This window comes from Pseudomonas sp. KH_040 (assembly GCF_057839305.1).
On sequence record NZ_CM174487.1, the window covers coordinates 851621 to 867494 of the forward strand.

The 15874-nt window shown below is 58.4% G+C and carries 11 protein-coding genes; 8 read left to right on the forward strand and 3 right to left on the reverse strand.

Translation table 11 applies throughout. The features are described 5' to 3' along the window. Positions 1-2: 2 nt before the first annotated feature. Positions 3-2474 (reverse strand): Tc toxin subunit A, encoded by a 2472-nt coding sequence (locus AC3IUF_RS03675; RefSeq protein WP_489280401.1) that lies wholly within the window; start codon positions 2472-2474, stop codon positions 3-5. 415 nt (positions 2475-2889) lie between these two features. On the opposite strand from AC3IUF_RS03675, the gene AC3IUF_RS03680 reads away from it, so the two are divergent. The 4 genes from AC3IUF_RS03680 (at position 2890) to AC3IUF_RS03695 (ending at position 7062) form a co-directional block, all read left to right on the forward strand. Further along, the gene (locus AC3IUF_RS03680; protein ID WP_489280403.1) at positions 2890-4239 is read left to right on the forward strand and encodes a GntP family permease; all 1350 of its coding nucleotides are present in this window, start codon (positions 2890-2892) and stop codon (positions 4237-4239) included. Positions 4240-4255: 16 nt separating this feature from the next. Next, the gene (locus AC3IUF_RS03685; RefSeq protein WP_095191405.1) at positions 4256-5116 is read left to right on the forward strand and encodes a MurR/RpiR family transcriptional regulator; all 861 of its coding nucleotides are present in this window, start codon (positions 4256-4258) and stop codon (positions 5114-5116) included. Between the two features lies 1 nt (position 5117). Then, entirely contained in the window at positions 5118-6575 is a 1458-nt protein-coding gene (locus AC3IUF_RS03690; RefSeq protein WP_007911552.1) for an N-acyl-D-amino-acid deacylase family protein, read from the forward strand. Between the two features lie 118 nt (positions 6576-6693). After that, positions 6694-7062 (forward strand): glyoxalase superfamily protein, encoded by a 369-nt coding sequence (locus AC3IUF_RS03695; RefSeq protein WP_007911550.1) that lies wholly within the window; start codon positions 6694-6696, stop codon positions 7060-7062. Positions 7063-7457: 395 nt separating this feature from the next. On the opposite strand, the gene AC3IUF_RS03700 is transcribed toward AC3IUF_RS03695, so the two are convergent. Next, on the reverse strand, positions 7458-7823 hold the full coding sequence (locus AC3IUF_RS03700; RefSeq protein ID WP_123375808.1) for a DUF6124 family protein: 366 nt from the start codon (positions 7821-7823) through the stop codon (positions 7458-7460). A gap of 513 nt (positions 7824-8336) precedes the next feature. Then, the gene (gene gliR / locus AC3IUF_RS03705; RefSeq protein WP_463542363.1) at positions 8337-9353 is read right to left on the reverse strand and encodes an AraC family transcriptional regulator GliR; all 1017 of its coding nucleotides are present in this window, start codon (positions 9351-9353) and stop codon (positions 8337-8339) included. A 210-nt stretch (positions 9354-9563) separates the two neighbouring features. On the opposite strand from gliR, the gene AC3IUF_RS03710 reads away from it, so the two are divergent. The 4 genes from AC3IUF_RS03710 to AC3IUF_RS03725 all read left to right on the forward strand — a co-directional run bounded on the left by AC3IUF_RS03710 (position 9564) and on the right by AC3IUF_RS03725 (position 15864). Continuing rightward, entirely contained in the window at positions 9564-11159 is a 1596-nt protein-coding gene (locus AC3IUF_RS03710; RefSeq protein ID WP_489280406.1) for an FAD-binding oxidoreductase, read from the forward strand. A 5-nt stretch (positions 11160-11164) separates the two neighbouring features. After that, positions 11165-12757 carry a glycerol-3-phosphate dehydrogenase/oxidase gene (locus tag AC3IUF_RS03715; protein WP_489280408.1) on the forward strand — a complete coding sequence of 531 codons (1593 nt, stop codon included), beginning with the start codon at positions 11165-11167 and terminating at the stop codon, positions 12755-12757. A gap of 20 nt (positions 12758-12777) precedes the next feature. Continuing rightward, positions 12778-14346 (forward strand): FGGY-family carbohydrate kinase, encoded by a 1569-nt coding sequence (locus AC3IUF_RS03720; protein ID WP_489280410.1) that lies wholly within the window; start codon positions 12778-12780, stop codon positions 14344-14346. Between the two features lie 228 nt (positions 14347-14574). Then, positions 14575-15864: a phospholipase gene (locus tag AC3IUF_RS03725; RefSeq protein WP_489280412.1), complete on the forward strand. Its 1290-nt coding sequence runs from the start codon at positions 14575-14577 to the stop codon at positions 15862-15864. Positions 15865-15874: the final 10 nt, after the last annotated feature.

Below are 15874 nucleotides of genomic sequence, written 5' to 3' on the forward strand. Positions count from 1 at the left end.
CCTTAAACATTTGCATTGTGGAGAAGTTCGGCAGCGACGGTACGCCATTCATTCATTGAGCTTTCGCTGTTCAACTTCAAGATGTCACGCAGTTTTTTCAACGAAAGCCCCGTGTTTTTGGATAATTCAAGGTGGCGGATGATCCAGTCCAGTTGCTGCATGTTTTCAACTTTCTCCGTGGGTAACTCCTTGGTCAGAGTGGTCAGGGATTGCTCGGTAACAAGAAAATTTACCAACGCGTCGTTGGCTGTTTTTGAATCATTGGTACGGGAAAGTTTTAGTAAGCCGAGAAGCTCGTGACTCGCGCCTGGATCGTGCCGGCTGTAATTGGCGAAGCGTTCGAGACAATAGAGGTCTTGCAGTTTAAATGCGCTTCCCCAGTCCGATTTGATTAGTTTGTGATCGCTCAGCAAGTTGAGCAATATTTCGCTGCTTATGTTTAATGCCTGGCAGATTTCAGCGGCGGCCAGTGACTCGCGTAATAGCAGGGATTTTCCTTTCTTGATTTCCGCACATATTTTTTGCTCGGTGGTATTGGCCATTTTCATGACGCACGGAACGTATTGCACCGAAAGCCCTGCGACGTCCTGCAGCAACTGGTGCACAGCAAGGGCCTGTTCTTTTTCAGCGGTGGTATCTCGCATGGCACTTATCGCAGCGACATGCACGGGAAGTGTTTCACGAGCAGAAGGCAAGTGGCGTTTGAGCATGCGCAACAGTTGTGCGACTGTAAGGCCGGCTGATCGTAACCAAGTCATCACCCCGTCCAATGCCATCAACAGATGGAGGATGTCGGGTTCGCATTTGCTGCTCAATTCTCCTGATACCAGCAATCGCTCGAATGCTTTGCCCCCCAGTAAATTGACTAGCTCCGTGCATTCAAGGGGGGATAAACCAAACAGCCGCGCTATGCGTGCCTGACGATAAAGAGATGAAGCGGTCTGTAAGTTTTGATGCAGGCTTTTCAAGTGGGTTGTGGCCAATTTTATGCACAAGTCGCGCGACTCTTGCGTAATTTGAAGATCCATACCGTCGGCAAGGCGGATGGCAGATATTTCAGGGAGTCCTCCTTCTTGTTTAAATAAATTGCCTGCCGGGAGATCGCGGTGGAAAACACGATCAAACAAAGAAGCCCGGCCGTTGACCGACTGGGTGGGTAAGCGGTACAGAAGGGCTGCGAATTCCTCTGCCTCAATCCCATAATGTTGATTGAGATATTGATAAACACCCACGGCGCGCAGCGTGGACCTGGGAATAAATGTGTCACTGCCATCGCTGTAAATTGCACTGTAGACCAGAGTGTCGAGTTCCCCCGGTGAAATGTTGCTCCACCTGTGCAAACGTATCATGCGCTGGACACGATCAAGGGCAGTAAACATATGTGCGTCTGGATTTTCGTAAGTCAGCGAAATGATTTTTTCTTCGCTGTCGGGTGCTTTGTCCACTACAAGGTGCTTATCGCTTGATGGGTATGATCTGGAAATTTGAAGATCAATGAATTGTTTGATTTCCGACGGCGAGCAATGGGTTTGGGAGGCAAACAGGTTAAGGTCGTAGCGACCTTCGTTTATCATCGATCTATCTACAACGCTGTGTATAGCACCTGTCTCCGTGTCTGTTGGACTGCTATATTCCGCGAGCTTGGCCGTCAGGATTTCGATTTGCCTTTCGCTCAGATTCGACATCTTTATCTGAGCTTTACAAAGCAGTTCCACGTTTACCTTGTCAGAGTCCTGAAAAAACATATTTGGCAATTGCAATTGCAATTTATAGTCAAGAATGCCCAATCCAAGGTTCTTCGCAGCGAGCGCTACTACACATTGTCGATGAGGGTGATGGTAGGGGAAGAAAAGAGGTTTAGACTGTATGGACATTATCTCCTGAGACGTCTTGTCGTTGTCGTGCTCTGGGTGATTTTTTATTTTATCGCCCAGCACCCTGTTGACGAGTTGCAATGCCGGGAGTGGTTCAAAAACACTGGAAGCATCTATCTGTTGAGTGGCAATATCTGGACGAATCGCGCTTATTCTGCGCGCGTATTTTTCTTCCGAATCAAGCTGGCCAGAAAAAATGTACAGGGCGCGCAGATAAGCTGCTGGCGAGTCGATAGCATTTAAATCGTTTTGGGCGCAAAAACTATTCCAATTTTCTTCAAATAGTTTTTCATAAATTGGCGCAACGCCATTTAGAGCGCGCTTATCGCGTTTTTTATCTGTCTTGTGAAGCTGGCGCTCCATTTGCTCCCGTGTTATTTGCCGGGCAAGACTGCTGGCGTAGTCGTGAGCTATTTCGGCATTTAGCTTTTTACCGGGGGTTTCTTGTATTTGCTTGTATTGGTCTCTGGACAGTTGAGCCACGCTGAGAGTGGATTCCATAGCTATGTCATGTATTTCAAAAGTCTGAGGGGTTGCAGTTTTTGCAGTGCCTGCAGTGGCAGTAAGTATTTTGAGTTTGTTAAGTTTTATGTCGCTCATTGTTTGGCTTTCCGGTTAATATTGTTTCTTTCGGGCAATGAACATAACTTACTGCGGGGAGTTCTAATTGTAGGAATTTTCTCTATTGCAGGTAAGGCGAAAAAATTTGAACTAAGTAGTTGGTAGGTAAACTTCTGAAAGGATTATTCTGCTTCGGCTTTATTGTTCTTTGCCTGGTTTTTGCTGGTTGTTTGTTTCCAGACATGCATTGGAATCGTCTGCTTGATTTTTTATAAAAGGTTTCGCTGACGAAAATCTCAGGGTGTGATTTTCATTAATCACGACAAAACATACTCATTAGCGACACGACTTACCTCTCCACGAAAATTACTTTCATGGAATTTGAAATCTCGATCTCGAAATGATTTATGAGTTTCAAAACCCATTCGAACGTGACCCTTTCGAGGAGTACCGCATGACACCTACCTTCGGCTATTGGCTGCTGGTCTATGCTGCCGTCGCCATCATTGCGCTGATCGTGTTGATTGCCCGTTACCGGCTCAACCCCTTCATCGTCATCACCCTGATTTCCGTTGGTCTTGCGCTGGTCGCGGGGATGCCGCCGTCGGGTGTGGTGGGGGCGTATGAGGCCGGGGTGGGCAAGACGGAGGGGCATATTGCGCTAGTGGTCGCGCTGGGGACGATGCTCGGCAAGATGATGGCCGAGTCCGGCGGCGCCGAGCAGATGGCGCGTACGCTGATTGACAAGTTCGGCGAGAAGAACGCGCATTGGGCGATGGTCTGCATCGCCTTTCTGGTCGGGCTGCCGCTGTTTTTCGAAGTCGGTTTTGTGTTGCTGGTGCCGATTGCGTTCACCGTAGCGCGACGCGTCGGCGTGTCGATTCTGATGGTCGGTTTGCCGATGGTCGCCGGCCTGTCGGTGGTGCATGCGCTGGTGCCGCCGCACCCGGCGGCGATGCTTGCTGTGCAGGCTTATCAGGCGTCGGTCGGGCAGACTTTGCTGTATGCGATCGCCATCGGCATTCCCACCGCGATCATTGCTGGCCCGTTGTACGCCAAATTCATCGTGCCGCGCATTCAATTGCCGGCGGATAACCCGCTGGAAAAGCAATTCCTCGACCGCGAACCGCGCGACAAACTGCCGGGTTTTGGCATCACCATGGCGACCATTCTGTTGCCCGTGGTGTTGATGCTGATCGGCGGCTGGGCCAACCTGATTTCCACGCCGGGCAGCGGCTTCAACCAGTTCCTGTTGTTCATCGGCAACTCGGTGATTGCGCTGCTGCTGGCGACCTTGCTGAGCTTTTGGACGCTCGGCATCGCCCAGGGCTTCAACCGCGAATCTATTCTCAAATTCACCAACGAATGTCTGGCGCCGACTGCCAGCATCACGTTGCTGGTCGGTGCTGGCGGCGGCTTGAACCGCATTCTGGTGGATGCCGGTGTGACCGATCAGATTGTCGGCCTCGCCCATGAATTCCACCTGTCGCCGCTGATCATGGGCTGGCTGTTCGCGGCGTTAATGCGCGTCGCCACCGGTTCCGCGACCGTGGCCATGACCACCGCGTCCGGCGTGGTCGCACCAGTGGCCATTGGTCTGGGTTATCCACACCCTGAGCTGTTGGTGCTGGCGACAGGTGCCGGGTCGGTTATCTTTTCCCACGTCAACGACGGCGGCTTCTGGTTGATCAAGGAATACTTCAACATGACGGTCGCGCAGACGTTCAAGACCTGGACCGTGCTCGAGACGTTGATCTCGCTGGTCGCATTCGGCCTGACCGTCGGCCTTTCTTATCTGCTGTAACCGGAGCCCGCCGCCCATGGACATCCTCTACCAGATCCGCGCCCGCCAGGATTCCTTCAGCGCCGGTGAAGGCCGCATCGCCCGTTTGATGCTCGATGACGTTGGTTTCGCCGCCAGCGCCAGCCTCGAAGACCTCGCGCAACGCGCCGAAGTCAGCACCGCCACGCTGTCGCGTTTCGCCCGCACCGTGGGCTGCCGCGACCTGCGTGATCTGCGCCTGCAACTGGCCCAGGCGAGCGGCGTCGGCAGCCGATTTCTCGACCCGGCGGGCACGCCTGAGCAGTCGGCGTTTTACGGGCAGATCGTCGGCGATATCGAAACCACGCTGCGCCAGCACCTGGCCGGGTTCGACGAGTCACGCTTCGCCGATGCGGTGAAATTGCTCGGTCAGGCACGGATGATTCACGCCTTCGGCATGGGCGGTTGCTCGACGCTTTGCAGCGACGAATTGCAGGTTCGGCTGGTGCGCCTCGGCTACCCGATTGCGGTGTGTCATGACGCGGTGATGATGCGCGTCACCGCCGCCAGCCTCAACGCCGAACAAGTGCTTATCGTCTGTTCGCTGACCGGCATCACCCCGGAATTGCTCGAGACTGTCGAGCTGGCGCGCAACTACGGCGCGCGCATTCTGGCGATCACCCGCGCCGACTCGCCACTGGCAGAACTGGCCGACATCGTCCTGCCGCTGCAAGGTGCAGAAACCTCGTTCATCTACAAACCGACGGCGGCCCGCTACGGCATGCTGCTCGCCATCGATGTGCTGGCGACCGAGCTGGCACTGGCCAATCCTGAAGACAATCAAGAGCGTCTGCGGCGGATCAAACTCGCCCTCGACGAATACCGTGGCGGCGACGATCACCTGCCGCTGGGAGACTGACATGCTGTACGACACCTTGATTCGCAACGCCCTGATCATCGATGGCAGCAACGTGCCCGGCTACCACGCGGACGTGGCGATTCGCGATGGCCGCATCGAGCGTATCGGCGACTTGCACGATGCCACTGCGACCGAGGAAATCGACGCGGCCGGGCGCGTGCTGGCGCCGGGTTTCATCGATGTACACACCCACGACGACACTGTGGTCATTCGCCAACCCGAGATGCTGCCCAAGCTCAGCCAGGGCGTGACCACGGTGATTGTCGGCAACTGCGGGATCAGCGCTTCGCCCGTGACATTGAAGGGCAATCCGCCGGACCCGATGAACCTGCTCGGCACGGCGGCGGCATTCGTTTATCCACGCTTCAGCGACTACCGCGCGGCGGTCGAAGCGGCCAATACCACTCTGAACGTGGCGGCACTGATCGGCCATACGGCGCTGCGCAGCAATCATCTCGATGACTTGTTCCGCACCGCGACGCCAGAAGAAATCGCTGCGATGCGTGAGCAGTTACGCGAAAGCCTTGAGCACGGTGCGTTGGGTTTATCCACAGGTCTGGCGTACGCCAGCGCCTACAACGCTTCCACCGATGAAGTGATGCAACTGACCGAAGAGCTGACGGCATTCGGCGCGGTGTACACCACGCATTTACGCAGCGAATTTGCCCCGGTTCTAGAGGCGATGGACGAGGCGTTTCGGATCGGTCGACATGCGAAATCGCCAGTGATCATTTCCCACCTCAAATGTGCCGGCGTTGGTAACTGGGGGCGCAGTCCGCAACTGCTCGCGTCATTGGAAGAGGCCGCCAAAACTCATCCGGTCGGCTGCGATTGTTATCCGTACGCGGCGAGTTCATCGACACTGGATTTGAAGCAGGTCACCGATGCGCATCGCATCACAATCACCTGGTCGACGCCGCACCCGGAAGTCAGCGGCCGAGACCTGATCGACATCGCTGCCGAATGGAATCTGCCGTTGCTTGATGCCGCGAAACGCCTGCAACCGGCGGGTGCGGTGTATTACGGGATGGACGAGGCGGATGTACGAAGAATCCTCGCTCATCCGTTGTCGATGGTCGGGTCTGACGGACTGCCGGAAGACCCGTTCCCGCATCCGCGCCTGTGGGGTGCTTTCCCACGGGTTCTCGGACATTTCAGTCGTGATATCGGGCTGTTTCCGCTGCACACCGCCGTACACAAGATGACCGGTCTGTCGGCGGCGCGATTTGGTTTGAAGGAACGCGGTGAGATTCGTGAAGGGTATTGGGCGGATCTGGTGTTGTTCGATCCGGCGACGGTGCGTGATGTCGCGGATTTCAATGAGCCGCAACGGGCCGCGCAGGGCATCGACGGCGTTTGGATCAACGGTGTTTTGAGTTATCGCAACGGACAGGCGAATGGTCGCAGGGAAGGGCGGTTTCTCGCTCGCCACGGTGATCTGCGCGACAACTTTCACTGAGGTTTCGCGGACTGCGTCACAGTGGTGGCACATTGCGACTAAAGAAAGCCATCAACAGGCCGAATTGCTGATATCCACCCCGTCTACACTGTGGGGCCAATCAGTCAGGGAGCACCCCATGAGCTTCGGCAAAACCACCCCGATCCTGCGGATCTTCGATGAAGCCAAAGCTGTCGAGTTTTACGTCGATTTTCTGGGTTTCAAGATCGACTGGCAGCATCGTTTCGAGGCGAATTTTCCGTTGTATCTGCAGGTGTCGCGTGGGGAGTGTGTGTTGCATTTGTCCGAGCATCATGGCGATGCGTGCCCGGGTTCGGCGCTGCGGATCGAGACGGATGAGCTGGAGGCGTTTCAGCAGCAGTTGGTGGCCAAGGATTACAAGTTTTCGCACCCGGGCATTCAGGCGATGCCGTGGGGGAGTCAGGACATGACGATCGTTGATCCGTTTGGTAATCGGCTGGTGTTTACCAACGCGATCTGTCTCTGAACTGAACAGCCCCTCACCCTAGCCCTCTCCCAGAGGGAAAGGGGACTGACCGAGGTGTCTGGCGCTGTACATCGACCTGAAAGATCTGCAGCGATTATGGATTTACGGCAGCACTTTCAGGTCGGTGTATTTAGCGAACATCTCTCGGTCGGCCCTCACCCTAGCCCTCTCCCGGAGGGAGAGGGGACCGATCCGGGGATGCTTGAGAGATACACCGACCTGAACCTGCTCGGTCGAATCCATAATCGACTCGGTCATTCAGGTCGATGTATAGCGCCAGACACCTCGGTCGGCCCCATCTCCCTTTGGGAGAGGGCTGGGGTGAGGGGAAAATGGCCCACCGAAAAAAGAAGCCCGCCACCTAACCATCACAGTTTGGGTCGCGGGCTTTTTCGTTACTCGGTCGGCACGAAGTTATCGAGCACCTGATTGACGGCCATTTCCGCCACCATCACCACTTGCGCGATGCCTTGCAGGGTCTTGCGGTGCGAACCTTCGAGCACGGCGGCGAAGTCGTTGAGCATCACCGAGGCAGAACCCAGTGTTTCGCAGGCGTCGACCAGCAAGGGTTCAGTCGCGGATGCCGGGTTGGCCATGTAGAGGCGGTTGGGTTGGTAAGGCGTGGCCATGATCTGCGCGGTGGGTGGGGCGAGATAATGGTCGAGCGCGCGCTCGGCGGCTTCGTGGAATTTCTTCGAATCGGCGGATTCGTAGGGGGAGGCCGGGTCGGTGACCGGCGGGTTTGGCGTTACTTTGAACATGGGAGCGTACCTTTTAAAGCCGCATCCATTTCGCCGCTAAGCAAAAGGGAGGCAGCTGTGCGCAAGTTAGCGGACCGGTCGCATCCCACCCCGGCGCACCCGAAGGTGCCATGCGCACAGCCACCATCAAGCGCAGGCAAATACCTGACGGGATGATACTGGTGCAGCGGGGAGCGAATGTAGCCGAGCCGCTAAGCTCGATCACTGGGAATCAGTGACGCAATCAAGTTACGCAGCATGCTCAGGGCGCACAAGCCGGCGGATTCTGGCTTAGGCGTAGGTTACGGCGCAAGGATTTGTGGGTTGTTTCGCGTAACGCTGAGTGTCTTTAAACACCTGTGGTGCGGGATGTTTATTGCGCTCAAGTATCGAAGATTTGCCTGTAGGAATTGTTGGCTGCCACTGACGCCATCGCTGGCAAGCCAGCTCCCACAGGTTTATGTGCAAGTAATAGATTTTGTGGACGACTCGGACACTGTGGGAGCTGGCTTGCCAGCGATGGGGCCGGAATATTCATCCCCGATGCATCTGCCGAAACTCCCCCGGTGGCATCCCCCGCCGACTCTTGAACGTGCGGTGAAACGACCTCGGTTCGGTAAACCCCAGATACTGCGCAATGTCCTGAATCGGCAGCGTGCTGTTGAGCAAATAATGCTCAGCCAGCTCCTGACGCAAATCATCGAGAATCTGCTGATACGACGTCCCCGCCTGATGCAATTGCCGCTGCAACGTCCGCACGGAAACAGCGAGCTGTTCGGCGACCTGTTCCTTGCGCGGCAAACCCTCCTTGAGCAACTGCCGCAGTATGTTTTTCACTTGCTGTTCGAGCGACGCATCCTCAAGCGTCGCCATCAACCCCAACGCATGTTCTTCCAGCGTCCGCAGCAACTGCGCATCCGCTTGGCGCAACGGCAACTGCAAATACGCCAGCGGCACGACCAGCGCCGAATACGGCTGATCGAACAACACCGGGCAATCGAAAAAACCTTCGTACTGCGCTGGCGTGGCCTCGGCCGGGCATGGATGTTCGAGCCAGACTGCGGCCGGCGACATCTGCGTATCAGCGATCCAGCGCGCATAGTGCAGCCATGACCCCAACACGTTTTCCACCAGATGCCGACGAATCCGTGGACGCTGATACCGGCAGGTCCAGATCAGATGCACGTGGCCATCCAGCACCTCGGCGCGGCTGACGCCCATGTCGCCGACCAGTTTTTCGAACGGCATGATCCGGCTCATCGCATCGCCCAGCGTCGCGCAGTTCATGGTGATGTAACCGAGCACGCTCCACGAATTGGGCAGGACGAAATTCGCCGCGTTGAGGCCGAACAGCGGATCGCCCGAGTGTTCGCAGAAATAATCCAGCAACCGTTCATGCGCCTCACCGGGCAAACGCAGGGTGTTGTCGCTCAACTGCTGCGCCTGCAAACCCGCTGCCGCCAACGCCGGCTCGATGGCCATGCCCAGCTGTTCGGCGTGGCGCAGGTATTTGAGCAGCGGCGGAACCGAGGTGAAGCCAAGCGATTGCATGATCCCATTCCTTTGATCAATGGCGGCGGAGGCGGACGAATAGCCTGAAAGGTAATTTGAAACCCCGACTAAAGTAAATGGCTGACGCTTGCGCGACGTTTGACTCAATTGGCTACACGAACTGGCCGGATGCGACCGTGACACTTTGCGGCCGCTGGCTAGTATGGGGGCCTGAAATATCACTGATCCGACGGTTAGAAGGACACACGCATGCGACGCTGGAACGGCTGGGGAGATGCAACCACGGTGGTCGAACTGCCGGCCCAGGGCGCGGAGTTTCTTCATGAGCGACTGGGCGAAGGGCGCGCGCTGCCCGATGCTTCGCTTGAGGCCGCATTGGCGCGCGTGCCTACATCGCGATTGCAAGCACATACCTTGTACAGCGTCGATGCCAATGACCGTTTGCTGCATGCGCGGGGCCAGAGCCTGCCGGACTGGCTGGCGTTGCGCGAAGGGGCGTTGGGCAATTATCCGGATGCGGTGGCGTTCCCCGAGACCGCTGAACACATTCGCCAGTTGCTGGCGCTCGCTCACGAACAGGACTTGTGCCTGATCCCTTACGGCGGCGGCACGTCGGTGGCCGGACACATCAATCCACCAGATTCTGCGCGGCCAGTGGTGACGGTGTCGCTGGCGCGGATGAATCGCCTGATCGATCTCGACGAACAAAGCCTGCTGGCGACGTTCGGCCCCGGTGCGAGCGGGCCGCAGGTGGAAAGTCAGTTGCGTGCGCGTGGCTACACGCTGGGGCATTTCCCGCAGTCGTGGGAGTTGTCGACGTTGGGCGGTTGGGTCGCCAGTCGTTCCAGCGGTCAGCAGTCGTTGCGCTATGGCCGGATCGAGCAGTTATTTGCGGGCGGGACGTTGGAAACCTTCGCCGGGCCTCTGGAAATTCCGACGTTTCCGGCCTCTGCCGCCGGGCCTGATCTGCGCGAAGTGGTGCTCGGTTGCGAAGGCCGTTTCGGGATCATTTCCGAAGTCAAAGTGCGGATCAGCGCGCTGCCTGCCGATGAGCGTTTCTACGGCGTGTTTCTGCCCTCTTGGACCAAGGCCCTGCAAGCCATCCGCCAATTGGCCCAGGCGCGCGTACCGCTGTCGATGCTGCGTTTATCCAACGCCGTGGAAACCGAAACGCAGCTGGCGCTGGCCGGTCATCCGCAACAAATCGCCTGGCTGGAAAAGTATCTGAAACTGCGCGGCGCCGGTGCGGGCAAGTGCCTGCTGACCTTCGGCGTAACTGGCAATCGTCGACAAAACGCACTGTCGCTGACCCAGGCACGACAGCATCTGAAGGCCTTCGGCGGCGTGTTCACCGGCACCTTGCTCGGCAAGAAATGGGCGCAGAACCGGTTCCGTTTCCCCTACCTGCGCGAAAACCTGTGGAACGCCGGTTACGTGGTCGACACCCTCGAAACCGCCACCGACTGGAGCAATGTCGACAACCTGCTCGACCTCATCGAAAACAGCCTGCGCGAGGCCTTGGCCGCCGAAGGCGAACGCGTGCATGTGTTCACCCACCTGTCCCACGTCTACGGCGAAGGCTCGAGCATCTACACCACCTACGTGTTTCGCCCGGCGGCGGATTACCCGGCGACGCTGGCGCGCTGGAAAGCACTCAAGCACGCGGCCAGCCAGACCATCGTCGACAACCACGGCACCATCAGCCACCAACACGGCGTCGGCAAGGATCACGCGCCGTACCTGTTGCGTGAGAAGGGCGCACTGGCGATGGAGACGTTGCAGGCGTTGAGCAAGTACTTCGATCCGGCCGGGCGCCTCAACCCCGGCACGCTGCTGCCGGAGTGACGGCCATGAGTCAGGACTGGAACGCCGCATGGCGCCAGCAGATTCTGCCAACACTGGCGGATGAAACCTGGGATCTGATCGTCATTGGTGGCGGCATCAGCGGCGCCGGCATCCTGCGTGAAGCAGCGCGTCGAGGCTGGCGCTGCCTTTTGTTGGAGCAGCGCGATTTCGCCTGGGGCACCTCCAGCCGCTCTTCGAAAATGGTCCATGGCGGTTTGCGTTACATCGCCAAGGGCCAGTGGCGCCTGACCCGCGATTCAGTGCGCGAGCGTCAACGCTTGCTCGACGAAGCGCCGGGTTTGGTCGAGCCGATGAGTTTCATGATGCCGCACTATCGCGGCGGCTTTCCCGGGCCTCGGGTGTTGGGTGGCTTGCTGAGCGTTTACGACGCCTTGGCGGGACGGCGCAGCCATCGTTTTCATGATGCGCAACAACTGCGTTATCTGGCGCCGGGCGTGAGGGAAAACGACTTGCTCGGCGGCACCAGTTTTGTCGATGCGCTGACCGATGATGCGCGGCTGGTGATGCGTGTGTTGAGTGAAGCGCGTGCCGAGGGTGCGGTCGTGGTCAATGGCGTGCGCGTCGAACATCTGCTGCGTGAAAACGGCCGAGTGTGTGGCGTTCAGGTCGAGGATTGCGAGGCTGGTGCTACCCTGCAATTGCGCTGCGGCGTGCTCGCTGTGGCGACTGGCGCGTGGGCTGAACGCTTGCGGCCGACTGAGGCGTCACGGCAACTACGACCGTTACGCGGCAGTCATTTATTGCTACCGGGTTGGCGTCTGCCGGTGGCGCAGGCGTTCACGTTTCTGCATGAGCGCGATCGGCGTCCGGTGTTTGTTTTTCCGTGGGAAGGCGCGACGGTGGTGGGCACCACGGACCTCGATCATCGTGAGGATCTGGATCAGAGTGCGAGCATCAGCGGCGAAGAACTCGACTATCTGCTGGCCGCCTGCACGCAACAGTTTCCCGGCGCCGAAGTGAGCGCGGCGGATGTGTTGTCGACCTGGTCCGGCGTGCGTCCGGTGGTGGGCAGCGCAGGTGCGCATCAAGACAAACCGTCGAACGAAACCCGCGAGCATGTGCTGTGGCAGGAGCCCGGTTGTGTGACCTTGGCCGGCGGCAAACTCACCACGTTTCGCCCGCAAGCCATCGAAGTGCTCAAGGCCTGCGCGGCGATGCTCGAACGTCCTTTCGTCGATGACGCCGCGCCCGTGTTTGCCGCTGTTCCTGTGCTGGCGATTTCTGAGTTGAGCAGCCATCAGTGGCGACGTCTGGCCGGGAGGCATGGTCGAGATCTGCCGAAGTTGGCGCAATTGATCAAAGAAATCGGCCACGCCACGGTCGGCGCTACGGACACTCTGTGGGCCGAACTGGCTTTCGCCTGTGAGTCGGAAATGGTTCTGCACCTCGACGATTTGCTCCTGCGCCGCACGCGTCTCGGTCTGCTGTTACCGCGCGGTGGCGAAGAGTATTTCGCCGCCATTCGCCAACTCTGCCAGCCACGACTGGCCTGGAGCGACGAACACTGGCAGCAGGAAGAACAGCGTTATCGGGCGTTGTGGCAACGCCATCACGGTTTGCCGGATGCCACGCTTTGATGCCCCTTGAAGAGAGCTCCATGGATAACCACCCGAACAAGCGTTACCTGCTGGCCATCGACAACGGCACCCAGAGCGTGCGCGCGCTGCTTTTCGATTTGCAGGGCAATCTGCTCGGCAAAGGCAAGGTCGAGTTGCAGGCGTATTACTCGACGCAGCCGGGCTGGGCCGAGCAGGATCCGGAGTATTACTGGGCGAAACTCGGCGAGGCGTGCCAGCAAGTGTGGGCGCAGACCGGCATTGATCGTTCGCAGATTGCCGGGGTGTCACTGACCACTCAGCGCGGCACGGTGATCAATGTCGATGCCGAGGGCAAACCGCTGCGCCCGGCGATTTTGTGGCTCGATCAACGGCAGAGCGAAGTCGAAGGCGGGATCAAAGGACCGTGGGGCTGGTTGTTCAAACTGGTCGGCGCGCAAGGCACCGTGGATTACTTTCGCGCCCAGGCTGAGGCTAACTGGATAGCAAAATATCAGCCTGACGTGTGGGCGGCGACCGACAAGTTTTTACTGCTCTCGGGGTTTCTCACCCATCGACTGTGTGGGCGCTTTGTCGACTCGGTGGGCTGCTGCGTCGGCTATCTGCCGTTCGATTTCAAACGGCTGAAATGGGCCGCGCCGAGTGACTGGAAATGGCAGGCACTGGCGGTGCGCCCCGAGCAATTGCCGAGCCTGCAAAAACCCGGTGAAACCCTCGGCTACATCACCGCTGAAGCCGCTCGCCACACCGGCATTCCCGAAGGCTTGCCGCTGATCGCTGCCGGCGCCGACAAGGCTTGCGAAGTGGTCGGTGCCGGCGTGGTCGATGCGGGTACGGTGTGCCTGTCTTACGGCACCACGGCGACGATCACCAGCACCCGAACGCGCTATCTGGAAATCGTCCCGTTGATTCCGCCGTACCCCTCGGCAGTGCCGGATCAGTACAACTGCGAGGTGATGATTTATCGCGGTTACTGGATGGTCAGCTGGTTCAAGAACGAGTTTGGTCTACGCGAGATGCAGCAGGCCAAAGAGCAGGGCATCGAGCCTGAGCAGTTGTTCGATGCTTTGGTTGAGGCGGTGCCGCCCGGCTCGATGGGTTTGATGCTGCAACCGTACTGGTCGCCGGGGATTCGCGAGCCGGGTGTCGAGGCGAAAGGAGCGATGATCGGCTTCGGCGACGTGCACACCCGCGCGCATATTTACCGGGCGATTCTGGAAGGACTGGCGTATGCCTTGCGCCAGGGCATGGAGAATATCGAGCGGCGTTCGAAGGTCTCGGTCAAGCGTCTACGCGTTGCCGGTGGCGGTTCGCAGAGTGATGCGGCGATGCAGCTCACGGCGAATATTTTCGGCCTGCCGGCGGAGCGTCCGCATGTGTATGAAGCGTCGGGTCTGGGCGCGGCGATTTGTTGTGCGGTGGGATTGGGGCTGCATGCGGATTTCCCCACGGCCATCGCGGCGATGACCCGGGTCGGCGCGGTTTTCACACCGCAGCCCGAGGCCCGGAAAATCTATGAGCAACTGTACAAAGAGGTCTACTTGCGCATGTACCGCCAGCTCAAACCGCTGTATCAAAGCATCCGCAAAATCACCGGATACCCCGCCTGAAAGAACACCATCAATCCCCTGTAGGAGCTGCCGAAGGCTGCGATCTTTTGATCTTGTTTTTTAAGATCAACGTCAAAAGATCGCAGCCTTCGGCAACTCCTACAGGGAGCGTATTGCGATTCGATGTGGCGCCATCGGAGAACTTTTCTGGTGAGATCGGACAGTGTCAGCGGCGGGGTCGGTTGTTAGGCTCATCCCCCACGGCACCTCCTATAAGAACGACAAGCAATGAAGCTGACCTTCCTCCTGTTGCTGCTTTGTGCAACGGCCCCGAGCGCCTGGGGCTGGTCGAACCATACGGTCGGCAGCTATCTGGCGTTGCAGGATCTGCCGGCGTTGCGTGATGCACCGCAGGTTGAAGTCGAGCCGCTGGAGCGGTTTCTCACCGAGCAATACCCGGCCGTGCTGGCGCTGCTGGAGCAGCAGGAAAGCTTCGCCCGTGCGCACTTCACTCAGTACCCGCCACGCCCCGATAACCTGAAATTGCCAGCGGTGCCCAGTGACAATCTGCGCCACGACTTTCTCACGGCACTGCGCATCAATCCCGAGATTTACCTGGCGATGGTCATCCAGCCATTGCCCGGCAAAGACCTGCTCGAGCGCGAGCATCTGCAGGCCAATCAGGTCATGGTCGAGCAGACCCTGTCACCGTGGAATCGCCAGCGTTTCATCGTTGTCGCCGAGCACGAAAAAGTCGCAGCGCTGGCCGTGCTCGCCAGCGCCGCCGACGAACCGGATTACGGCCACGACATCAACCTGTTCAGCGACAACCCCGGCGCAGTCGGCGCGGCCTATGGCTTCGGCCCGCAGCCGTTCGGCGACGCGCGTTTCCAGTACAGCTCGCAGGCGCCGTTCCACATGGGCTTCTTCCATGAAAGCGCGGTGGTGTATGCCGCTGCTGGTTTCCTTGAACGCAGTTGGCCGGACTGGCGCGCCTATCAATACATGGGCCTGGCGCGATTGGCGTTTGCCAGCGGTCATCCGTATTGGGGTTATCGCTTTCTCGGCTGGGGCCTGCACCACATTCAGGACCTGACCCAGCCGTATCACGCCAAGCCATTACCGGGCGTCGAACTCGCCAATCTCCTGCTGCTGGAAGGCAAGGCAATCGCCGGTTTCGCCGAGGACAAACAGGCCTCAATCGAGCGCGTCGCCACTCGACACATGGAAGTGGAGAAGTACCAGTCGACCTGGCTGCGCCGATTGCTGCGCACCGGTCAGCCGCACCCGATGCTGGCGGCTTACGCCGATGTGGCTCAGGACAAAACCTACCCGCCGTACTCGGTCGACTACCTGCGCGAAGTGGTCAGTGCCGAGTCGGTCAACGATTCCGCAGCGTTCGACGAGGCCATCGGCCAGTGGCTGGAAACCGCGCCCGTCAGCAGTGATTTCAGCAGCGGCAATCAACTTCATAGCGAAGATTTCGACCACCCGGCACTCAATCAGCAACTGTTCAAGTTGCTAGGGCATTTCGGCGCGCACAGCCGGATTTACGTCAGCGCGGGATTGGCGCCGTAGCGCGGTAACG